The 22,027-nt window shown below is 31.8% G+C and carries 21 protein-coding genes, 1 pseudogene and 1 riboswitch; of the genes and pseudogenes, 7 read left to right on the forward strand and 15 right to left on the reverse strand.

The window, feature by feature from the left end:
• Positions 1 to 119 precede the first annotated feature (119 nt).
• The 3 genes from N524_RS0102165 to auxA all read right to left on the reverse strand — a co-directional run bounded on the left by N524_RS0102165 (position 120) and on the right by auxA (position 3,462).
• Positions 120 to 662, reverse strand: a complete 543-nt coding sequence (locus N524_RS0102165) for a hypothetical protein (RefSeq protein ID WP_029055532.1) — start codon at positions 660 to 662, stop codon at positions 120 to 122.
• A gap of 58 nt (positions 663 to 720) precedes the next feature.
• Positions 721 to 1,893, reverse strand: coding sequence for a class I SAM-dependent rRNA methyltransferase (locus N524_RS0102170; protein ID WP_029055533.1), 1,173 nt, complete (start codon positions 1,891 to 1,893; stop codon positions 721 to 723).
• Between the two features lie 270 nt (positions 1,894 to 2,163).
• Positions 2,164 to 3,462: a lipoteichoic acid stability factor AuxA gene (auxA, locus tag N524_RS0102175; protein WP_029055534.1), complete on the reverse strand. Its 1,299-nt coding sequence runs from the start codon at positions 3,460 to 3,462 to the stop codon at positions 2,164 to 2,166.
• Between the two features lie 154 nt (positions 3,463 to 3,616).
• Between auxA and graF the strand changes: the two genes are divergently transcribed.
• From graF to N524_RS13115, 5 genes and pseudogenes are all read left to right on the forward strand, one after another.
• Positions 3,617 to 3,751 carry a glycopeptide resistance-associated protein GraF gene (gene graF / locus N524_RS13340; RefSeq protein WP_017637048.1) on the forward strand — a complete coding sequence of 45 codons (135 nt, stop codon included), beginning with the start codon at positions 3,617 to 3,619 and terminating at the stop codon, positions 3,749 to 3,751.
• Positions 3,752 to 4,026: 275 nt separating this feature from the next.
• Positions 4,027 to 4,128: riboswitch (TPP riboswitch) on the forward strand.
• 87 nt (positions 4,129 to 4,215) lie between these two features.
• Positions 4,216 to 4,791, forward strand: coding sequence for an ECF transporter S component (locus N524_RS0102185; protein ID WP_029055535.1), 576 nt, complete (start codon positions 4,216 to 4,218; stop codon positions 4,789 to 4,791).
• Positions 4,792 to 4,803: 12 nt separating this feature from the next.
• A complete protein-coding gene (locus N524_RS0102190; RefSeq protein WP_029055536.1) occupies positions 4,804 to 6,207 on the forward strand; it encodes an ABC transporter ATP-binding protein in 1,404 nt (467 codons plus the stop codon).
• Entirely contained in the window at positions 6,200 to 7,006 is an 807-nt protein-coding gene (locus N524_RS0102195) for an energy-coupling factor transporter transmembrane component T family protein (RefSeq protein WP_017637045.1), read from the forward strand. Before N524_RS0102190 ends, N524_RS0102195 begins: the two co-directional genes overlap by 8 nt.
• A 476-nt stretch (positions 7,007 to 7,482) precedes the next feature.
• Positions 7,483 to 7,845, forward strand: a pseudogene (locus N524_RS13115) (hypothetical protein); the annotation flags it as partial.
• Here N524_RS13115 and purD read toward each other — a convergent pair.
• From purD to purE, 11 genes are read right to left on the reverse strand one after another with little or no spacing between them, the layout of a single operon-like run.
• Positions 7,809 to 9,047, reverse strand: a complete 1,239-nt coding sequence (gene purD, locus N524_RS0102205) for a phosphoribosylamine--glycine ligase (RefSeq protein WP_029055537.1) — start codon at positions 9,045 to 9,047, stop codon at positions 7,809 to 7,811. The pseudogene N524_RS13115 and the gene purD sit on opposite strands and share 37 nt — an antisense overlap.
• Positions 9,048 to 9,074: 27 nt before the next feature.
• On the reverse strand, positions 9,075 to 10,553 hold the full coding sequence (gene purH / locus N524_RS0102210; RefSeq protein ID WP_029055538.1) for a bifunctional phosphoribosylaminoimidazolecarboxamide formyltransferase/IMP cyclohydrolase: 1,479 nt from the start codon (positions 10,551 to 10,553) through the stop codon (positions 9,075 to 9,077).
• Positions 10,554 to 10,570: 17 nt separating this feature from the next.
• Positions 10,571 to 11,137: a phosphoribosylglycinamide formyltransferase gene (purN, locus tag N524_RS0102215; RefSeq protein ID WP_029055539.1), complete on the reverse strand. Its 567-nt coding sequence runs from the start codon at positions 11,135 to 11,137 to the stop codon at positions 10,571 to 10,573.
• Between the two features lie 2 nt (positions 11,138 to 11,139).
• Positions 11,140 to 12,168 (reverse strand): phosphoribosylformylglycinamidine cyclo-ligase, encoded by a 1,029-nt coding sequence (gene purM / locus N524_RS0102220; RefSeq protein WP_029055540.1) that lies wholly within the window; start codon positions 12,166 to 12,168, stop codon positions 11,140 to 11,142.
• The gene (purF, locus tag N524_RS0102225) at positions 12,161 to 13,645 is read right to left on the reverse strand and encodes an amidophosphoribosyltransferase (RefSeq protein ID WP_029055541.1); all 1,485 of its coding nucleotides are present in this window, start codon (positions 13,643 to 13,645) and stop codon (positions 12,161 to 12,163) included. The genes purM and purF overlap by 8 nt, the downstream gene beginning before the upstream one ends.
• Positions 13,624 to 15,813, reverse strand: a complete 2,190-nt coding sequence (purL, locus tag N524_RS0102230; RefSeq protein WP_029055542.1) for a phosphoribosylformylglycinamidine synthase subunit PurL — start codon at positions 15,811 to 15,813, stop codon at positions 13,624 to 13,626. Before purL ends, purF begins: the two co-directional genes overlap by 22 nt.
• Positions 15,806 to 16,477, reverse strand: coding sequence for a phosphoribosylformylglycinamidine synthase I (gene purQ / locus N524_RS0102235; protein WP_017637038.1), 672 nt, complete (start codon positions 16,475 to 16,477; stop codon positions 15,806 to 15,808). The genes purL and purQ overlap by 8 nt, the downstream gene beginning before the upstream one ends.
• Position 16,478: 1 nt before the next feature.
• A complete protein-coding gene (purS, locus tag N524_RS0102240; protein WP_017637037.1) occupies positions 16,479 to 16,739 on the reverse strand; it encodes a phosphoribosylformylglycinamidine synthase subunit PurS in 261 nt (86 codons plus the stop codon).
• On the reverse strand, positions 16,739 to 17,443 hold the full coding sequence (gene purC / locus N524_RS0102245) for a phosphoribosylaminoimidazolesuccinocarboxamide synthase (RefSeq protein ID WP_017637036.1): 705 nt from the start codon (positions 17,441 to 17,443) through the stop codon (positions 16,739 to 16,741). Before purC ends, purS begins: the two co-directional genes overlap by 1 nt.
• Positions 17,443 to 18,570, reverse strand: a complete 1,128-nt coding sequence (gene purK / locus N524_RS0102250) for a 5-(carboxyamino)imidazole ribonucleotide synthase (protein ID WP_029055543.1) — start codon at positions 18,568 to 18,570, stop codon at positions 17,443 to 17,445. The genes purC and purK overlap by 1 nt, the downstream gene beginning before the upstream one ends.
• Complete coding sequence (gene purE / locus N524_RS0102255) at positions 18,557 to 19,039, reverse strand: 5-(carboxyamino)imidazole ribonucleotide mutase (RefSeq protein WP_017637034.1); 483 nt, start codon at positions 19,037 to 19,039, stop codon at positions 18,557 to 18,559. The genes purK and purE overlap by 14 nt, the downstream gene beginning before the upstream one ends.
• Positions 19,040 to 19,238: 199 nt before the next feature.
• On the opposite strand from purE, the gene folD reads away from it, so the two are divergent.
• The gene (gene folD, locus N524_RS0102260) at positions 19,239 to 20,096 is read left to right on the forward strand and encodes a bifunctional methylenetetrahydrofolate dehydrogenase/methenyltetrahydrofolate cyclohydrolase FolD (protein WP_029055544.1); all 858 of its coding nucleotides are present in this window, start codon (positions 19,239 to 19,241) and stop codon (positions 20,094 to 20,096) included.
• A gap of 79 nt (positions 20,097 to 20,175) precedes the next feature.
• Here folD and N524_RS0102265 read toward each other — a convergent pair whose 3' ends face one another.
• Positions 20,176 to 21,321: a globin domain-containing protein gene (locus tag N524_RS0102265; protein ID WP_017637032.1), complete on the reverse strand. Its 1,146-nt coding sequence runs from the start codon at positions 21,319 to 21,321 to the stop codon at positions 20,176 to 20,178.
• Positions 21,322 to 21,582: 261 nt separating this feature from the next.
• Here N524_RS0102265 and N524_RS0102270 point away from each other — a divergent pair, with 261 nt between their 5' ends.
• Complete coding sequence (locus N524_RS0102270) at positions 21,583 to 21,900, forward strand: DUF5011 domain-containing protein (RefSeq protein WP_029055545.1); 318 nt, start codon at positions 21,583 to 21,585, stop codon at positions 21,898 to 21,900.
• The last annotated feature ends 127 nt before the right edge of the window (positions 21,901 to 22,027 follow it).

Here is a 22,027-nt window from a genome sequence, read left to right on the forward strand (position 1 = left end):
TATACTTACAATCTAACATAATTTTTTATACTTTAACTTTACCAAAACCAATAGTTAAATTCAATTTCTTTAAAACCGGTTTCAGTATATTTCTACAAAATTATAACAATTTATAGTCTTTAAAGTAAATCTTTGACGACTTTTTCACATTTTTCAATGTGATCCTGGCCTAATTTATTCATGAAATAATAACTAATTGACGCTGAAACTGCTTGTCCAACAAATGGGAACCATTTCGTTTGTTTAGCAGCTGTTCTTTTAGCAACATCTCTGATAACTACTTTCATCAACGCATTAGTCAATTTTTTACCAATGAATTGACTACCTTGAATAGCTGCTGCTGACATAATACGTTCTCTAACATCATCGCTTAATGAATTAACTTGTTTATGATCTAATCCATAGATTTTGTTTACATCGCTTATGATATCTCTCATTAATTTGATATCAACACCAAAATCTAAACCTGGAATAGGTACAACACTTATACCAGATGATAATATAGATTTCTTTTTAACGAGTTTTTCCGCTGATTCTCGTCTATCTTGTAATTCACTTTGAGTTACTGGTAAATTACTTTTTTCTTTAATTTCTTCAATATTTAAAACTCTGTTACCAACAGTATTAGTAACTTTGTTAGTCACTTTATTTCTAATACTCATCTTATTCCCCTTCCCAGATTCATATTTCATTAAGACTATATACCCAGTTTATAAATATTTAATGCACAATATTAACGAAAATCGCTTTTAAATATTTTGAAGGTTTGTAGTGAGGATGTGTTTTAAAGTCTTTAGGTAATCCCATAACTTCTTTAATTTCATATTCAACTTCAGCATTATCTAAAGTCGTTTTAATTACATTTTTAAATGCTTTAAGTGAAAATACACTAGAATTCGTACATAACAATAATGTTCCCTTTTCAGATAAGATGTCTAAAGCACCGTCAATTAATTTATCGTAATCTTTTTGAACAGAAAATGTTTTTTTCTTGTTACGTGCAAAACTTGGTGGATCTATAACGATTGTGTCATATTGATGACCATGTCTTTTGGCATAATTGTAAAAATCAAATGTATCCATAACATAAATATATTCAGATTTAGGGTCCATCGCATTTAGTCCAAAGTTTTCCTCTGTTAATCCTCTTGAACGATTAGCTAAATCTACACTTGTTGTTGATAAAGCATTTTGTGCAGCTACCACAGAAAATGCACCAGTATAACTAAACACGTTTAAAATATGACGTCCCTCAGAAAATTGGTCACGTAATTTTTTCCTTACTTCTTTTTGATCTAGGAATATACCAGTCATTAATCCATCTTCTAAGTCAACATTATAAAATGTGAAATTTTCCTCTATAACAATTGGGAATGTCTGACGTTCTCCTTCAACAAATCCACCAGTATACTCTGTATCTTTGAAACGCATTTTTTCGTAGATAGATTGATACTCAAATGTTGATTTTATTGCTTCTAAAATATAGTAACGGTACTTATAAATTCCTTTTGAATACCATTGTATTAACAAGTTCCCATCATAATTATCAATTGTTAATCCTCCGACACCATCGCCTTCAGCATTAAATAATCTAAAAGCATTTGTTCCATCAATATGGTAATAATATTCTCTTTCAGTCAATGCCTGTTCGAATAGTCTTTTGAAAAAAGCAGTATTAATATCTTCAGAAGGATTATAACTTAACACCCATCCTAAACCTTTATGTTGTCGACCTACATAAGCGGTTGCGATATATTGCTCCCTACCATCTACTAATTTGAATAAATCCCCCTCTTTCAGGTGATCATGTGCATAAATATCATCTTCGTCTATTAGTGGATATTGATTATGGTATTTTGTTTCTTTTCCTCTATTTAAAGTTGCTATTTTCATATACTTAACTTACCTCTCTTTTAATATATTTCTACGGGAAATTAATTTAAATTCACAATCAAGCCTTATACTTTAATTTTTATAAGCTAACAAGTAAATATTTTAATTCAATCGCTATTTTAACAAATTTTTCATCTTACTCCTATTTTCTAACAAAAAAAGAGCGGTATCACAATTCAATCTTTAATAAGAAGGAACTGTAACCCGCTCAAAAATACGTATTATTATTGTTAACGATACATATCTATTTCATGCATAACTTCAATTGTATTATTTTGGTTTATCTCTTAATTGCAATGAGTATGCAATTATGATTGCAATTAACATTAGTAATAGCGTCGGTGTAATAAACACTGATAATAATAATCCATGAACCATAATATTCATAAATTCGGTTAATAATTTGAAGAATAAAATGCTTCCCATAAATAATTGAAGATAATAGAATTTACCTCTTAAGAAATAAGTTAATGTTGTCGCAATATATACAATGATAATAAATAACAGCAATAACAATGTTACCCATTCAATCACATATTGTGTTTGAGATAATTCCCATTCACCTGATAAGAATAAGGCGTTTCTGTTGTTAAATTCTAAAAATGTAAAGAAGAAAATAACTACACCGCAGAATATTTCAACATACATTGGTTTAATCCATTTAGGTTTTCTCATCCAATTTGGAATATCATCTTCCTGGATATCAACAATATTTTTAACTTTTTCTTTAAACTTATCTCTTTTAGTTCTAATTTTTTCTAAATCGACACTTCTTCTAGTATTACGTGCATATTCTGTTGTCTTATCTTGAAGTTGTTTTAAGTGAACTTTAGTTTGATTTGAAACGTTACCTTTACTTGTTCTTGATAATTCTGGTTCTTCTTCCCCTAATTCTTGTTTCGTTAGCGGTAAAGCTCGTCTTAAGAATAAGAAGTTCCAAATAGACATTTGTCCTAATAACCACATGATGATAAAGAATGTATTCACACTTAAAATATCAATAGATTCAATTTCATTAGAGTCAATACGACCATGCAATGCAATTTGTGTAATAAGATAGCTGATACCATATGATACGATTATCCACATATAGTGACTTTTTCGATTATTACTATTTAATTCATCTTTATAAACGATATAACCGATATGAATGATGAATGGAATAATAAATACGATACCGAAGAAACCATATACTTGCATCATTAGAATTAAAGTTATTAGGAAATACATAATCCCTATAACTAAGAAGAAAATAGAAATATCATAGTCATACTTAATTGTTCTAAATAATGTATGACCGAGTAACATAACTAAGATACCAAATAAAATAATGATAATGGCACTTATTATTGGGAAGCTCCCTATAAATCTACTCATCACTTTTATGATTTCAGCGAAAAATGCATTCAGGAATTCCCATATATTATGTACATGAGTATTTACCTTCTTATCACCATTTAATTGTTTAATAAGTGGTAAATTGATTAATATAATGAGTCCTGTGAAAAGTGAAACGATACCGATAATATAACTAAATATAATCTCGGTGTGTTTCTTAAGAAAAGACATACTATTCACCTCAAAAGTTATTATATATGAAGAACTTCTTCTTGTCTTTAATAAATCACTAAATACATCTATAGACCTAGAAAAGTTTAATATTAGCATAACTGGGTAAAAGTAGTATGTAAACAAATAAAACACAATTAGGGGTGGATTTATTATGAGTAACGAAGAATTAAATAAAAAATCAGCTGAAAAAGCAAAAGAAGCAGAAGAAAAATTAAAAGAGCAAAAAGAAAATAAATCTGATGATATTGAGCAAACTAAAAAAGATATCGACGATGCATTAAACTAATAGTTGACTAAATTTTAATTATACAGATAGGCACGTGTAGTGAATTAAAAATAAAGCTATGTAGATAGGTTATACTATTTACATAGTTTTTTTATTTTGATAAATTAATTTGAAATACCCTTTCTTTTAAAATTATTGTTCTAAAATCTTCATTTTTCTTGAATTGTATTTGTTGTCTAAAAGTATATTAAATTAACATCAATTTATACTTTTATATTCTATACCGCCTTGACATTCTTCACGAAAAAACTTACATTAAAGACAAATTAAATTAATGAACGCACTAGGGGTGTTTTGAACTGAGATGAGGTTAACCCTCAAACCCTTTGAACCTGATCTAGCTAGATACTAGCGTAGGAAAGTGTAACTAACAGAAGATATAAACGTATGTTTAGACATATTCTTATGTTTTGCGCACAACTTTCCTAGAGAAGGTTGTGCGTTTTTTTAGGAGGATGTTTTTTATGTCAAAAGGTTTAAAACTTTCTGAGATACTAGTGACAGTGCTTATCTCTGTTATTTTTGCAATCATTTATAATTTATGGTGGTTGTTTTACAATGTTGCTCAAGTTGCTGGCTTACATCTTGAACAATTAACGTATGGCGTTTGGTTTATGGCTGCAGTAGTTTGTTATTTAATTATACCTAAACCAGGTATCGCCTTACTCGCTGAATTTGCAGCTGGTGCTGGTGAAACAATTGTTATGGGGAAATTTGATATTCCGACAATCGTATATGCACTTTTACAAGGTTTAGCATGCGAAATTGTATTCGCTATCTTTAAATATCAATCTCGTTCAGTTATGGTTGCTATTTTAGCTGGATTGGTTACAGCACTTATTTCATTCCCTGTCGATTACTATTACGGTTATTTAAACGAAGTTGCCGGTTGGAATTTAATTTTATTTATTGTTTTTCGTGCACTTAGTGGCATCATTTTATCTGGTTTACTTTCTTACTTATTAGTAAAAGCATTGGATCAAACTGGTGTAACTAAATTATTTAGACCCGCATCTAAAGATGACTACGATTCATTATAAGGGGATTTTAAAGTGCTAAAAGTTACAAATTTACGTTTGAAGTACCCAAATGGTCACCGAAAAATATTCGATGATCTTAATTTAGAAATTAAAGACAAAGAAAAAGTATTATTGCTCGGCCCTTCTGGTTCTGGTAAAAGTACACTACTCCATGTATTAAGTGGCATCGTACCAAAATTAATTGAATTACCTATGAAATATGACACTTTAGAAATCAATGACCATAATGGCGTTATTTTTCAAGATCCAGATACACAATTTTGTATGCCTAAAGTTTATGAAGAATTAGCTTTTGTATTAGAGAATAGACAACTTCCTAGAAAAGATATGGATGAAGCTATTGAAAATGCATTAAACTCAGTAAACTTAAATGTAAATGAAACAACACAAATTAATCATCTAAGTGGCGGCATGAAACAAAAACTAGCAATTGTAGAAACAATTTTGCAACAAGCTGATACCCTATTTTTAGATGAACCTACTGCTATGTTAGATGTAGAAGCTACAGAAGATTTATGGCAGCGACTAATAGACCTATGGCAAGATCAAACGGTTCTGATTGTAGAACATAAAGTAGAACATATTTGGCAACATGTAGATAGAGTCCTATTGATGAACTATGAAGGTCAAATTATCGCTGATGGTAGTCCAGAACATATTTTACAACATTTTGAACATCTGCTAAGTGAATATGGAGTATGGCATCCTAAAGCATGGAATTATGCCCCAGAACCGAAAAAAATAACGCCATCTACACAACAACAATTATTTAAATTTAATGATGGAGAAATACTTCGTAGTAAGAAAACTTTATTTAAAGTAGACCAATTATCAATAAATTCTGGGGAATGGATTACAATTACTGGAAAAAATGGTACTGGTAAAACGTCTTTATTAGAGTCAATATTACAGTTAATTAAATACAAAGGTATAATGACATACCAAAATCAAGAATTACGTAAAATCAAAGATGCATCCCAACATATGTATCTTGTATATCAAAATCCAGAACTACAATTTATTACTAATTCAGTATATGAAGAAATTTTTATTCATTATAATCATTTAGATTCAACTCATGCAGATGAGAAAACATTACAACTATTAGAATTGCTTAATTTAACTAATGTAAAAAATCAACACCCTTATGAAATTTCAATGGGACAAAAACGTCGATTAAGCGTTGCAACAGCGTTAAGTTCTGATGCAGACATCATCTTACTTGATGAGCCTACATTTGGATTAGATAGCCATAATACTTTCCAATTAATCGAACTGTTTCAAGAAAGAGTTTCTAAAGGACAAAGCATTATTATGGTAACGCACGACCCTGAAATCATTAAGCGCTATCCAACTAGGAGATGGGCGATTAATAATAAGCAATTAACAGAGATTGAAGGTGAACAACATGTTTGAACACTGGAAAATCCGACATACCTTCGTAGATGATGTTAATATTATTACCAAACTTATATTAGGTGTTCTGTTATTTTTCTTTATTATTTTTATTCATAACTTTGATTTCATGATATATATCGTAACACTTATGTTCATTTTTTTAATTATATTTAATGGAACTGAATTTAAAATAACTGGTACTTTTATATTAGTAACTACATTCTTTGCCTTACTATCATCATTATTTATGATTTTATACGGTGATGGAAATCACATATTGTTTAAATTTGGAATTATTCAAATTAGTACAGAAAGTATTGTTCGCGGTATTCATTTATCACTTCGTACGATTACAGTATCTATGTTTGGTATTCTAATTGCATTAACTTCACAAGTTGTTATGATTTTTTATAGTTTAATGCAACATTTAAAAGTCAAACCTAAAGTAGCATATGCATTTATGGCTGCAATAAGAATGATTCCATTAATTATTAGTTCATTAATTCAATTAAGACGTTCTTTAAAAATGAGATACCAAATTATCGATAAATCAAATTATCGAGGATTTAAACGATTAAAACATTTAATTATTCCATTATTAAGTCAGAATATTAGACGTGCCCATCAATTATCTGTTGCAATGGAATCTAAAGGATTTAAAGATGGGCCTAGAACATATTACTATAGAGCACCTTTCTCATATAAAGATCTTATATTTATATTGAGTTTATTAGTCATCATTGGGCTATCTTATTATTTATCTACTACATTTCCTATCACAGGCATTCATGATGTTCGTATAGGTAAATTAGAATAATTTATTTTATCCATTCAATTCACATAAAAAAGTAACTAGGCTGGGAAATAACTCCCAAAATAATAGCACTAAGGTGATCTATTTTAATCATCTTAGTGCTTTCTTTATATCCAATACTTCGTATTGTATGGCTACGCTATGCCCAACTTGCTTTGCTTGTAGAAACTGATTTAATCAGTTTCTCTGTGTTGGGTCCCTTCCGATGGTACAGTTTCAGCCAGAAATTCTACACAGATAAATCTGTGGGGATTTCTAAGGTCTTCAACTTGTACTGTTCCCTCAGGAGTCTTGCCATAAATACTACGTATTTATATGTAATTTTACGCTAATATACTCAAAAAAACTCTTTCGTATAATTTAGTAAACACAACTAAACTTAATTAACGAAGAGTCTTCTGTATAAAGACTAAAACAAGACTCAACTTACATTACCAATGGGAACTTCAATTATTATTCCCACACATGAGTCTAATTAATTGGTAATCATAGATGAATTTAATCAAACATCATTGATAACTTATGGCATGTTTATTAAAGGTAAAGCTAAAAATATAAAAGTTACATGTTTAATACTCAAAATTGGGACTATAACGAAAGTAATCTATAGTCAAAGGAAAATAGATGTAGAACCATTTTTTGGATTAATGTAGTAGCTCAACGAGCTGAAAATAATCAAAATAACAATGAAAAAAGGTAATTTCTATATTATTTCAATAGAAATTACCTTTTTTCATTTGTCCAAGAACTTTATGTCCCGGACCTTTTTTGCATTTTATAAACTGTTAATCAGAGTACGGTGTCATTACTTTAGTGCTTTATTACCAATATCGTTTCTATAGAATAAATTATCATTATTAATTTTTTCAACATTTTTATAGGCTTCTTGTTGTGCTTTAGCTAAATTGTCTCCTTGTCCTATAGCTAATATGACACGACCTCCTGAATTAACGTATTGATTATTTTCTTTTTTCAAGCCACTTACATAATAGTTCTGATTCAATTCGAATCCACTTACTTTATGCCCTTTATCATAATGACCTGGGTAGCCTTTAGAGGCTAACATCACACCAACTACAGATTCATCTTTCCATTCTAAATGAATCTCGTCACCTTTATCTAGAGCGATGATATGATCCATCAAATCACTTTTCATACGTGTTAATAATACTTGTGCTTCTGGATCGCCAAATCTTGCATTAAATTCAATGACTTTTGGTCCATCTTCGGTAAGAATAGCTCCGATATATAACAAACCGAAGAAATGATAACCTTCTTCAGCCATTGCATTAGCAATAGGTTGAGCTATTTCATCATTCGTTCTTTTTAGTATATCTTGGTTAATATGTGGTACTGGACAATATGCACCCATACCACCCGTATTAGGTCCTTCGTCATTATCATATGCACGCTTATGATCTTGCGCAATACAATCAAAAGGTATAGCTCTTTTACCATTAACAAAGGTCATGACTGAGAACTCTTCACCTTCTAAGAACTCCTCAAATACTACTGTACCAGAGTCCTCACTAAACATTTGATTCACAGCTTCTTTAGCATCATTTCGATTGGTAGCTATAACTACCCCTTTACCAGCTGCTAAACCATCTTTTTTAATCACAATTGGTAAATCGCAATGATTAACATATGTTAATGCCTCGTCTTTATTATCAATTTCTCTATATTGAGCTGTTGGAATATGATATTTATCCATAATTCTCTTTGCAAAAGACTTAGATCCTTCTATTTGAGCAGCATCACTATTAGGCCCAAATACTTTAATTTGATGTTCTCTTAATAAATCAGGCAGACCATCAATCAGTGGTTGTTCAGGCCCAATCACGACCCATTCAATTTGATGTTGAGTTACAAATTCTAAAATATCTTCATTATCATTTTCCTTAATATCTGTATGAATTTGTGCAACATTTACCATAGCTTCATTACCAGGTATAACATGCACCTGATCAACTAATGGAGATTGATTTAATTTATTTGCTAATACATGTTCACGACCACCAGCACCTATAACGAGTACGTTCATGAATTTACTCCCTTCATGTTTTAACTTTTAGTGTTTAAAATGACGCATACCTGTCATTACCATTGTAATTCCATATTTATTTGCCATATCTATCGACTCTTGATCTTTAATTGAACCACCAGGTTGAATAATTGCTTTAATGCCATTTTTAGCAGCTAATTCTACTGTATCGTCCATCGGGAAAAAGCCGTCAGATACTAAAGCTACATTCTCATTAATTTCTATTGCTCTTTCTAATGCAATTTTAGCTGATCCAACTCGGTTCATTTGGCCCGCACCAATACCTACTGTTTGTTTTTCATTACTTAAGATAACAGCATTACTTTTAACAGCACTTACAACTTTCCAACCTAATAACATTGCATTCCACTGCTTTTCTGTGGGTTGAACTTCAGTTGCAACCTTCATGTCTTCACGACTAACTTCGTAATTATCTTTATCCTGTACTAAATATCCACCAGATACTGATACAAATTCCTCTTCTCTACTATCAATCGTAGTATCTATTTCTAATAATCGAATATTTTTCTTTTGAGTCAAAATTTCTAGCGCTTCATCTGTAAATTTTGGTGCGATAACTACTTCTAAAAAGATTGAATGTAACGTTTGAGCTAATTCTGCCGTCACTGCACGATTTAGCGCAATAATACCACCGAATATCGATTGATTGTCTGCATCAAATGCATTTTGAAAAGCAAATTCTATAGATTTTCCAATTCCGACGCCACACGGATTCATATGTTTAACAGCTATTGTAGCTGGTTCTTCAAATTTCTTTATTAATGACAGCGCTGCATCTGCATCTTTAATATTGTTATAACTTAATTGCTTACCATGTAATTGTTTAGCACCTGCAATAGTATGTTTAGCATTAGATGTTCTTACAAAATAAGCTGATTGTTGTGGATTTTCTCCGTAACGTAATGTTTCTTTATTATCTTTGAAGAAATTAACAATTGCTTCATCATATTGAGTCGTATGTTCAAATACTTTAATCATTAGTGATCTACGGTATGCTTCATCCAATTGATTGTTTTTGATTCTACTAATCACTTCGTTATAGTCTGATGGATGAACAATTGTAGTGACATGTTTAAAATTCTTAGCTGCAGCTCTTAACATCGTCGGACCACCAATATCTATATTTTCGATTGCATCATCTTCCGATACATCAGGATTTTCGACTGCTTTTTGAAATGGATAAAGATTAACAACAACTAAATCTATAAGATCAATATGTTGCTCTTTTAATTGATCTAAATGTTCTTGTTTATCTCTATCAGCTAATATGCCTCCGTGAACTGCAGGATGTAATGTTTTAACGCGCCCATCCATGATTTCAGGAAATTGTGTGAGTTCTGTAACAGATTTCACATCAACTTGAGCTTCTTCTAAAATTTGTTTTGTACCACCTGTTGAATAAAGTTCATAGCCTAAAGAGTGTAATGATTTTGCAAATTCAACAATACCGCTTTTATTTGAAACACTTAAAATTGCTTTTTTCATTGTTTTGTAATACTCCTCTATTGAATGATTTTTGCAATAACGCTCGGATATAATTCGTATTCTAATTGTTTAACTCTTTCTTCCAAGTCTTCTTTAGTATCGTCCGTTTTAATATCACATTGTCTTTGTTCAATAATTTCTCCCGTGTCCATACCGCTATCAACATAATGTACTGTAGATCCTGTTACAATATCTCCACTACGATATGCCTGTCCTATTGCGTCAATCCCCTTAAATTTCGGCAATAATGAAGGATGGATATTTAAAATTTTATGTGGAAACGCATTTAATATATCTTGTCCTATTAATCTCATATAACCTGCTAATATTATCCATTGAACCTCTTCTTCGGATAATAATGTCAGTAAGTGTTTTTCATATTGTGATTTAGATTCAAAGTCTTTCGGTTCATTGATATGTACTTTGATACCTAATGCTTTCGCACGATCGATGCAGTATGCGTCATTATGGTCTGTATATAGTGCTGAAATTTCAATATGCGATAAATTTCCATTTTGTACTTGTCGTACTATATTTTCAAAATTGCTACCAGAACCAGAAGCAAAAATCGCTACTTTAATCACATTTATACCCCCTGAATGTGAATTGGTTTACGGTCATCTTTGATAATACGACCAATCTCATACGCATCTATATTTTGTTCTTTTAACACTTTTAAAGCCTGCTCTTTGTCATTTTCATTCACAATGACAGTGTAGCCAATACCCATGTTAAAAATGTTATACATTTCATCTGTACTTATATTTCCTTCTTTTTGCAACCAGTCAAAAATAGCTGGCGTTGGAAAAGCATGACTATCTATGTCCGCTGCAAGTCCTTCAGGTAATGATCGTGGAATATTTTCATAGAATCCACCACCTGTAATATGATTCATGGCTTTAATTGAGACATGTTTCTTCAATTCAAGAATCGGTTTAACATATAATTGAGTAGGAGCTAAAAACGTTTCTAAATAGGTACTATCTCCAAACGAATCGTTTAAATTAATACCTGACTTTTTGATTAATTGTCTAACAAGACTATAACCATTTGAGTGTATACCATTCGAAGCTAACCCGATGATGACTTGTCCAGGTTTGACTGCTGATCCATCAATATAATCTTCTTTTTCAACTGCACCAACAGCAAATCCGGCTAAATCATATTCACCTTCGTGATACATTTCGCCCATTTCAGCTGTTTCTCCACCTATTAATGCTGTATTGGTTTCTTCACATCCATCGCTGATACCTTTTACTATTTGTTCAATAATTTCAGGCACGACTTTATGTGTTGCAATATAATCTAAGAAGTATAGTGGTTCGGCACCCGTTGTTAAGATATCATTGACACACATTGCAACTGCATCTATTCCAATAGTGTCATGTTTGTCGTTGTCGATTGCTAATTTTAATTTGGTACCAACACCATCTGTACCCGATACAAGTACAGGTGCTTTCATATTAAGTTGGGACAAATCAAATGTTGCACCGAAACCACCCAATCCTCCAATAACTTCTTTACGCAATGTTCGTTTAACATGACTAGACATTCTTTCTACCGCTTCATAACCTGCGTGAATATCAACACCTGATTGTTCGTATGCTTTAGACATTTATATTTCCCTCACTATCAAAATAATGTTTATTTTTAGTAATATATTCTTTTTGGCGTTTACTTAAATGCTTTTTATAATTTTCTTCATAATCAAACAATCCTGCTGGATAATCTCCGGTGAAACTTTCTACACATAAGCCATGATATGGTGCATCATAATCTAAACCAATAGATTTAATTAATCCATCTACGCTAAGATAAGCAAGTGAATCAGCACCAATATACTCACAAATTTCTTCAGGTGATTTACTAGCTGATATGAGTTCAGCAGTTGTTGACACATCAATGCCATAAAAACTTGGAAACATGAATTCAGGAGAAGCAATTCTGACATGGACTTCATTTGCACCTGAATCTTTTAACATTTTGACAATTCGTTTAGATGTAGTACCTCGTACGATTGAGTCATCGACTAATATAATATTTTGACCATCTACGATATCTTTAACTGCAGATAATTTAACTCTTGCACCTTGCTCACGTAATTGTTGGGTAGGTTGTATAAATGTACGAGCAACATATTGATTTTTTACAAGCCCCATTTCATATGGAAGTCCAATTTCTTCTGCATAACCAGTAGCTGCTGACAATGAAGAATTAGGTACACCAATAACCATATCTGCTTTTACAGGACTTTCTTGTGCTAAACGCTTACCAGATGCTTTACGAACGGCATGAACATTTTTTCCTGCAATAGTAGAATCTGGTCTTGCAAAATAAATATATTCCATAGCTGAAATAGCCGTATTAGTGTGTCGTGTATAAGATTTAACATGAACCCCTTCATCGTTAATAATGACGTATTCTCCTGCATGTATATCTTGAACAAATTCAGCACCAAGTACATCAATGGCACATGTTTCGCTAGCTATAATATAAGTATTATCCTGCATTTTCCCAACTACTAACGGTCTAATTGCATTAGGATCAACAGCCCCATACAATGCATCTTTCGTAAGGATAGCAAAAGTGAATCCACCCTTAATTTGACGTAAGCTTTCTTTAAGTGCTTCTTCGAATGTTGGTGCTTTACTTCTTCGTATTAAATGCATGATTACCTCTGTATCAGAAGAAGAATGGAATATCGCACCATGTTTTTCTAAATTTTGTCTTAAAGATTTAGCATTAATCAGATTACCGTTATGACATATCGCAACACTCATATCATAAAAGTGATATAAAAATGGTTGTATATTTTCAATGCCTTTATTTCCAGAAGTTGCATATCTGACGTGACCTATGGCGTGATTATAGTCTTTTAATCTAGCTAATTGATTATCTTTAATTGCTTCCGTTAGTAAGCCAAGACCTCTTTCACCAACTAATTTTTCGTGATTAGAAGCTACAATACCGGCGCCTTCTTGTCCTCTATGTTGTAAACTATGCAGCCCCATATAAGTTAATTGTGCTGCATCAGGATGATTCCATATGCCAAAGACACCACATTCCTCATTTAATCCTGAGTAGTTAAACATTGGTGAATTGCTCCTTCCCAAACATGTTTAATATCCGTTACTTCTTTGGTAATTTTAGTTTGTTCATTTGATACGTTAAATTGATTTGTATGTGTTAACTGACCAATTTCAATAGCACCATCAATATTTAAAGATTGATTTGCTTTAACCGCTACAATATATCTACCTTGAGATTCACTAAATAATTGTGGATTAGATACATTTACATGAGCTTCAAGTCCTAAATCATAATAAGCACTCATTTTAGCTAATGTAATTAATAGGCCACCTTTACCTACTGTTTGCACATGTGATGCAATTCCATTTCTAATGGCTTCTTTAATGGCTTCTCCTTTTTCAACTTCTTTACTTAAATCGATAGATTCAAATTCGTGATTGACTGAACCATATATTAATTTTTCAAGTTGACTGCCACCAAAATCATTACGGGTTTCTCCAACTAAATAAAGTTTATCTCCAGCTTGAGGTTTAAAATCAGTTAAGTAATCAATATTTTCAATTAAACCAACCATACCTACTACAGGTGTTGGGAATATAGAGGTACCTCTAGTTTCGTTATAAAGAGAAACATTTCCTGATACAACTGGTGTATTTAATACGTCACATGCTTCTGCCATACCTTTAGTAGAATCAATTAATTGTTGATAAATTTCTTTTTTCTCTGGTGAACCATAATTCAAGCAATCTGTCATAGCTAATGGCGTCGCACCGACAGCAATTAAATTGCGATACGCTTCAGCAACCACCATTTTCCCGCCTTCATAAGGTTGATTGAATACATAGCGTGCTTCCCCGTCAATTGTTGAAGCAATGGCTTTATTCGTTCCTTCTACTCTAACAACTGAAGCTTGTAAACCTGGCTTAACAATCGTATTTGCACCGACTTGTTGATCGTATTGTTCATACATATGTTTTTTTGAAGCAATTGTAGGATGATTTAATAATTGATTGAATGTAGATTCAACATCAATTTGACTGTAATCATTTTTAGAAGTGTTGTATTCCTTTTCTTCACCTTCAAGAACATAAACAGGTGCTTCATCAGATAATGGTTGAACAGGTATATCCGCAAATACTTCATCTTCATACGTTAATACAAAACGATCAGTGTCAGTTACTTCTCCGATTACCGCACTATCCAATTCATGTTTTTCAAATAAATCTAGGAATTTTTGTTCTGTTCCTTTTTCTACAACTAGTAACATTCTTTCTTGTGTTTCAGATAGCATCATTTCATATGGAGAAATACCTGGTTCTCTTGTAGGAACTTGATCCAATTTTAAATGAAGACCGCTTCCACCTTTAGCAGCCATTTCTGAAGATGATGAAGTTAATCCAGCTGCACCCATATCTTGTATACCAACTAATTCATCAAAAGTGATAGCTTCTAAAGTTGCTTCCATTAATTTTTTACCAACAAATGGATCGCCAATTTGTACAGATGGTCTTTTGCTTTCACTTTCTTCTGTTAATTCTTCAGACGCAAATGTAGCACCGTGTATACCATCTCGGCCTGTTTTCAATCCTACGTAAATAACAGAATTTCCTACACCTTTAGCTGTCCCTTTTTGCACCATGTCATGATCGATAATACCTACACACATCGCATTAACTAATGGGTTGCCATCATAGCGATCATCAAATTCAATTTCTCCGGCAGTTGTTGGTATCCCAATACAATTACCGTAACCACCAATACCACTAACGACACCTTTAAGTAATCTTTGATTTTGTTTATTTGATAATTCACCAAAACGTAAACTATTTAATAAATTTATTGGACGAGCGCCTATGGAAACAATGTCTCTGATGATACCACCTACGCCAGTTGCTGCACCTTGATACGGCTCTATAGCAGATGGATGGTTATGAGATTCAACTTTAAATACTACTGCTTGTTTGTCACCAATATCTACAACCCCTGCACCTTCACCCGGTCCCATTAATACATGTTCACCTGTTGTTGGGAATTGTTTTAAAAATGGCTTTGAATGTTTGTATGAGCAATGTTCACTCCACATAACTGAAAAGATACCTGTCTCAGTAAAATTAGGTTCTCTACCTAAAATCTCACAAACTTTATCATATTCTTTATCGCTTAATCCCATATCTTGGTATAACTTTTCTAACTTAATCTCTTCAATACTTGGTTCGATAAATTTAGACATTTTGTTCCCTCCAACTATTTACCATTGCTTCAAATAATTTGACGCCACTATCAGTACCTAATAATAATTCCATTGCTCTTTCTGGATGAGGCATCATACCACAAACATTTCCTGCTTTATTAACTATCCCTGCTATATCATCATATGACCCATTAGGATTATCAGTATATTTCAAAATAATCTGATTATTTTGGCTTAAATCCTTATAAATTTCTTCATTACAATAGTAATGTCCTTCTCCATGTGCCACAGGATAAACAACAATTTCGTCTTCGTTATATAAATTAGTGAAGGGTGTTTGATTATTAACTACACGTAGTGATTCATTTCTGCTAACAAACAAATGTGAATCATTATGAAGTAATGCACCAGGTAGTAAACCAATTTCAGTTAGAATTTGGAAACCATTACATACCCCGAGTACTGGTTTACCTTCATTTGCTAATCTTTTCACTTCATTGATGACTGGAGCTACACTTGCCATAGCACCTGATCTTAAATAATCTCCAAAAGAGAATCCACCAGGAATAAGTACACCATCGAACCCTTCTAAAGAGGTAGTTCTATAATCAACATATTCCGCTTCAACACCTGATTTAATTGCAGCATTATACATATCTCTATCACAGTTTGACCCTGGAAATACAAGAACAGCAAATTTCATGTTATGCATTCTCCTTTTCATCAATCACTTTATAGCTATATTCTTCAATAACTGTATTAGCAAATAATTTTTCACTTAATGTTGTAATAATGTTATCTACAGCCTCATCAGTTGCTTCATCGACAGTCATATATAATAACTTTCCTACTCGAATATCATTCACTTGGTTATAACCTAAATCATGAACAGCTCTGTTTAATGCTTGTCCTTGTGTATCTAATACCTGTGGTTGTAACGTTACGTGTAATTCAATAGTTTTCATTATTTTAAATCCTCCAATTTATTTAAAAATGATTGATACGTTTCAATTAGTGATCCAGTGTCATTTCGATATACATCTTTGTCAAAATTTGTATCAGAATATTTGTCCCATATTCTGCATGTATCTGGAGAAATTTCATCAGCTAATAAAATATTTCCAGTTTCTGTAATGCCAAATTCAATCTTGAAATCAACAAGTCTTAATTCCATTTCATTCATTAATTTAGATAATATTGTATTAATATCTAATGCCATTGATTTTAAAGTGTCGATTTGTTCGTTATTAGCAATATGCATTAATTTAATGTGATCCTCAGTGATAAGCGGATCATTTAAATCATCATTTTTATAGAAGAATTCGACTAATGGCTCATCAAAAACGTAACCTTTTTCAAAACCTAATCTTTTAGTAATAGAGCCTGCTGCTATATTTCTAACTACGACTTCTAATGGAATAATTTTCACTGATTCTACAAGTTGCTCTGTTTCTGATAATTGTTTTATAAAATGACTTTTCAATCCATTTTCGTTTAAATAATTAAATATAATAGAAGTAATTTGATTGTTTAATTTCCCTTTGCCTAGCATCGCATCCTTTTTAGCACCATTACCAGCAGTGACCTCGTCTTTATATTCCACTCTTAATTCATTAGGTTTATCGGTAGAATAAATTCGTTTTGCTTTACCTTCATATAGTAATGACATTAACCTTCTCTCCCCTCAAAACGCTTTAACATATCTTTTTCAGTTTCATCGATATCATTAGTTAGTATTGTCATATGGCCCATTTTTCTATTTGGCTTACGTTCAGATTTACCGTATATATGTACATGCCATTCTGGATGTTCTCCAAATTCATGTTCTAATAAATCTAAATCTTTACCTAATAAATTCATCATTACTGCTGGTTTTAAAACTTCAATTTGCTGGGGTAATGATTGTCCAGTTACTGCTAATATATGTGTATCAAATTGTGAATAATCACATGCTTCAATAGAATAATGTCCTGAATTATGTGGTCTAGGTGCAATTTCATTAACATATAAGTGATTGTTTTCATCAATGAAAAATTCAACAGTAAAAGTGCCGACAAAGTGAACTACGTTAGTTATTTTCTCTACTTCTCTCTTTGCACTTTCAGTTTTATCAGATCTTGCTGGAACAATTGTTTTAAATAAAATTTGATTTCTATGTTCATTTTCTTGTAGTGGGAAATAAGTGATTTGTTGATGATTGCCGATTGTAACAGTAAGTGAAACTTCTTTATCAATTTCCAGAAATTTCTCAGCTACACATTCTTGTTTCGATATGATAGTTTCTGCTTCTTCTAAATCTTCTTCTGCCTTGACCAATACTTGTCCTTTTCCATCATATCCACCAAAACGTGTTTTAACTATAAATGGATAACCTAATTCTGATACGGCATTTGATAAATCATCTTTATTTTTTATAGAGGTATAAGGAACAATTTGCGTGCCCGCTTGCTCCAAAGTTTGCTTTTCAGTTAATCTATCTTGAAGTAATTCAATCGCTTGATAACCTTGAGGAATATTATATTTATCTGTTAGCGATTTAAGTTGGTTAGCTGATATGTTCTCAAATTCATAAGTGATGACATCTGATCTATCTCCAAGTTGTTGTAACGCTTTTTCGTCATCATACTCAGCATGTATAAATTCATGGGCAACATATCTACATGGACAATCAATATTAGGATCTAAAACAATAACTTTATATCCCATTTTTTGTGCTGATTGCGCCATCATTTTACCTAGTTGGCCGCCTCCGATGATGCCAATAGTAGCGCCAAATGATAATTTATTGAAGTTCATTTTGCATTTCCTCCACTTTTTGTACGAGAGATTTTTCATAATTTTCCAAATTTTTACGAACTGAAGAATGACTAATACCGAGAATTCTCGCTGCTAATATACCTGCATTTTTAGCGCCAGATTTACCGATTGCTGTTGTCGCTACTGGAATTCCACCAGGCATTTGAACGATTGATAATAGTGAATCTAAGCCCTTTAAACTTTTCGATTCTATAGGTACGCCTATAACTGGCAATGTAGTCATTGAAGCAACCATACCTGGTAGATGTGCTGCTCCACCTGCACCAGCAATAATTAAGTCGTAGCCGTCATTAACAGCATGACTTGCAAAATCTACCATTAAATGTGGCGTACGATGTGCTGAAACTACTTTTTTTTCATACGGAATTCCAAATTCTTCAAGCATATTGCAACTTTCTTTCATAATTTCCCAATCGGAAGAACTACCCATAATGACTGCAACTTTCACAATGTACACCCTTTCAAAACTTTGGATTTATTTGTCTTTAAGTTGTATATTACAGATATAGCATAACAATCATTATATGCTTTTTCAATCAAAAATCGAACTTTGATTGAAAATTTTAATTAAATTTACGTCTTTTAGCTATTAAATGACGTATTATTAATGTTAAAGTTAAGTTATTAAATTATTAGGAGGAGATATTGTGGTAGCAAAGCTATTAGATGGTAAACAAATCGCAAAAGATTATAGACAAGGATTAAAAGAACAAGTGGAAGAGCTTAAAACAAAAGGTTATACACCAAAATTGTCTGTAATAATAGTTGGTAATGACGGTGCCAGCCTAAGCTATGTGAAATCAAAAAAGAAAGCCGCTGAAAAGATTGGTATGATTTCTGAAATTATTCATTTAGATGAAGATACATCTGAACAAGACGTGTTATCTGAATTAGAACGTTTGAATAATGATGATTCTGTCAGTGGCATTCTTGTTCAAGTCCCTCTTCCAGAGCAGGTAAGTGAACAAAAAGTATTAGAAGCTATTAATCCTGAAAAAGACGTAGACGGTTTCCACCCTAGTAATATTGGTAAGTTATATATTGATGAACAAACATTTGTACCATGTACACCACTTGGTATTATGGAAATTTTAAAACATGCAGATATTGATATTGAAGGCAAAAATGCAGTAGTAATCGGTAGAAGTCATATCGTTGGTCAACCTGTTTCTAAACTGTTATTACAACAAAATGCTACAGTGACTATTTTGCATTCTAGATCAAAAGATATGGCAAGTTTTGTTAAAGATGCAGATATTGTCGTAAGTGCAGTTGGTAAACCTGAATTAGTAACAAAAGATATGGTTAAAGAAGGTGCTGTCATCATCGATGTAGGTAATACACCTGATGAAAATGGAAAATTAAAAGGCGATGTCGATTTTGAAGAAGTTAAAGAAGTTGCTGGCGCTATTACTCCAGTTCCAGGAGGCGTTGGTCCATTAACAATCACTATGGTATTAAACAACACTTTATTAGCAGAAAAAATGCGCCGTGGTATTAAATAAGTTTTGACTTTTAACATATAAATAAAAGCCGAAGAAAATGTTTCTTCGGCTTTTTTAATGTTTTGTTTTTATTAATATTTTATACTTGGAAACTTAATTTAGGGATAAATGTTTCATAGTGAATTTTATTTGTGTCTATATCAAGTTCTTTTATAGATTTAATAATTGATTGAATGAATGATTTACCACCACATACATATATTTCTGTATTTTCATCGATCCATTCTTTTAAATCTTCGCTACCAATATATCCATTTTTAGTTTTATCATGTAGCATATATGTTGCATTGTCACTGCCATTAGCAATTGTTTTTAGTACAGAAGAGAATGGCGCATCATTAATATCATTTGTAACTTGTACAAAACGAGTAGTGCTATCATTATTAACTACTTCATTAAACATAGATACTAGTGGTGTTACACCAATTCCTGAACCTAAGAATAATTGTTTATTGTCTTTTTCAACTACGTGGAACGGACCAACTGGTGCAGATAAATTGATGTCGTCGCCTTCTTTAAATTCGTCATGTAATATAGTAGAAACTTCACCTTCATGTTCAGTAGTTACATCACGTTTAACTGCAAATGTTAAATAATTTTCGTCACCTTTAACTATTGAATAGTGTCTTTTTGCTCTATATGGCATTTTTTCACTACCTACATCAACAGTAATATATTGACCAGGTACAAATTGGCTTAAATCATAGTCTTTTGAAGATACTGTAAATGCTTTAATATCAGAAGAAACTTCTTCAATTGTTTCAACTTTAAATGGTTGGAATCCATCCCATAACATTTCTGCATAAATATCTTTTTCAACTGAAATAAACACATCTGCAATTTCTTGATATGCTTTTTTCCATGTTTTGATAATTTCATGATCATCATCTAAACCAACAACTTGTTTAATTGCTTCGATCAAATTTTCACCAACAATATCATATCCAGCTGGTGGTACTTGTAAGCCACAGTGTTTATAGGCAATTCCTTTAACTACAGGTAAAATAGCTCCAAGATTATCTATATTTACAGCTGCTGCTAATACAGATTGAGCTAATGCAGTAGATTGTAATCCTGTTTTTTGGTTTGTTTGGTTAAACATATTTCTTAATTCTGGATGTTGATTTAACATACGACCATAAAATTTCGAAGTAATTTCTGTACCTTTATCCTGCAATACAGGCACCGTTTCTTTGACGACTTCTTTTTCTCTTTCACTTAACATAATTTCCACTCCCACTAATCTAGAATTAAAATTAATTCAATTTGCATATTCATTCTAATCCTATGTTAATTGTATATGCAATATAATGTAGAAATGTTCACATATCGTTCAATTTACAAAAGCTTAATTAAATTTTTTCTTATTATATGTTTTAAATAATTAATCAATCAGGTATATTAAGACTATAGTATGATGTATTATTCTGAAAATTAAGGTATATTATAAATAAATCATAGTCGACTAATATTCGGAGGTTACTTTATGAACAAACTAATACAGTCATTATCAGCTATCGGAGTATCTGCTACTTTAGTCACACCGAATTTAAATGCCGAAGCTACAACTAATTCTGAACCTCAACTTAGAGGTGTTAATGATATGATTATTGAACAAGGCGAAGATTATAATTTATTAAAAGGAATTAGTGCTTATGACAAAGAAGATGGCGATTTAACTCATAAAATTAAAGTCGATGGCGATATTGATACTAATAAACCTGGTACATATAAAGTTAAATACAAAGTTACTGATTCAGATGGAGCACAAAATACAACAGTTAGAAATATCAAAGTTAAATAACAAGATACTTAAGTTGAGATTATTTCTCAACTTTTTTTATTTTTCTGAATTATTGCTTTTTTAGACTAAAAACGCTTTTATTTATTGTATTTTCACAAATTTGTCCTTTTTCACAAAATGTACACAT

The sequence above is a fragment of the Staphylococcus sp. URHA0057 genome, assembly GCF_000620265.1.
Taxonomy (GTDB): Bacteria; Bacillota; Bacilli; order Staphylococcales; family Staphylococcaceae; genus Staphylococcus; species Staphylococcus pasteuri.

Coding starts and splice junctions, on each gene's coding strand:
- N524_RS0102165 (WP_029055532.1), bottom strand. CDS start 662: ATGAGTATTAGAAATAAAGTGACTAACAAAGTTACTAATACTGTTGGT.
- N524_RS0102170 (WP_029055533.1), bottom strand. CDS start 1,893: ATGAAAATAGCAACTTTAAATAGAGGAAAAGAAACAAAATACCATAAT.
- auxA (WP_029055534.1), bottom strand. CDS start 3,462: ATGTCTTTTCTTAAGAAACACACCGAGATTATATTTAGTTATATTATC.
- graF (WP_017637048.1), top strand. CDS start 3,617: ATGAGTAACGAAGAATTAAATAAAAAATCAGCTGAAAAAGCAAAAGAA.
- N524_RS0102185 (WP_029055535.1), top strand. CDS start 4,216: ATGTCAAAAGGTTTAAAACTTTCTGAGATACTAGTGACAGTGCTTATC.
- N524_RS0102195 (WP_017637045.1), top strand. CDS start 6,200: ATGTTTGAACACTGGAAAATCCGACATACCTTCGTAGATGATGTTAAT.
- purD (WP_029055537.1), bottom strand. CDS start 9,047: ATGAACGTACTCGTTATAGGTGCTGGTGGTCGTGAACATGTATTAGCA.
- purH (WP_029055538.1), bottom strand. CDS start 10,553: ATGAAAAAAGCAATTTTAAGTGTTTCAAATAAAAGCGGTATTGTTGAA.
- purM (WP_029055540.1), bottom strand. CDS start 12,168: ATGTCTAAAGCATACGAACAATCAGGTGTTGATATTCACGCAGGTTAT.
- purF (WP_029055541.1), bottom strand. CDS start 13,645: ATGTTTAACTACTCAGGATTAAATGAGGAATGTGGTGTCTTTGGCATA.
- purL (WP_029055542.1), bottom strand. CDS start 15,813: ATGTCTAAATTTATCGAACCAAGTATTGAAGAGATTAAGTTAGAAAAG.
- purQ (WP_017637038.1), bottom strand. CDS start 16,477: ATGAAATTTGCTGTTCTTGTATTTCCAGGGTCAAACTGTGATAGAGAT.
- purS (WP_017637037.1), bottom strand. CDS start 16,739: ATGAAAACTATTGAATTACACGTAACGTTACAACCACAGGTATTAGAT.
- purC (WP_017637036.1), bottom strand. CDS start 17,443: ATGTCATTACTATATGAAGGTAAAGCAAAACGAATTTATTCTACCGAT.
- purK (WP_029055543.1), bottom strand. CDS start 18,570: ATGAACTTCAATAAATTATCATTTGGCGCTACTATTGGCATCATCGGA.
- N524_RS0102265 (WP_017637032.1), bottom strand. CDS start 21,321: ATGTTAAGTGAAAGAGAAAAAGAAGTCGTCAAAGAAACGGTGCCTGTA.
- N524_RS0102270 (WP_029055545.1), top strand. CDS start 21,583: ATGAACAAACTAATACAGTCATTATCAGCTATCGGAGTATCTGCTACT.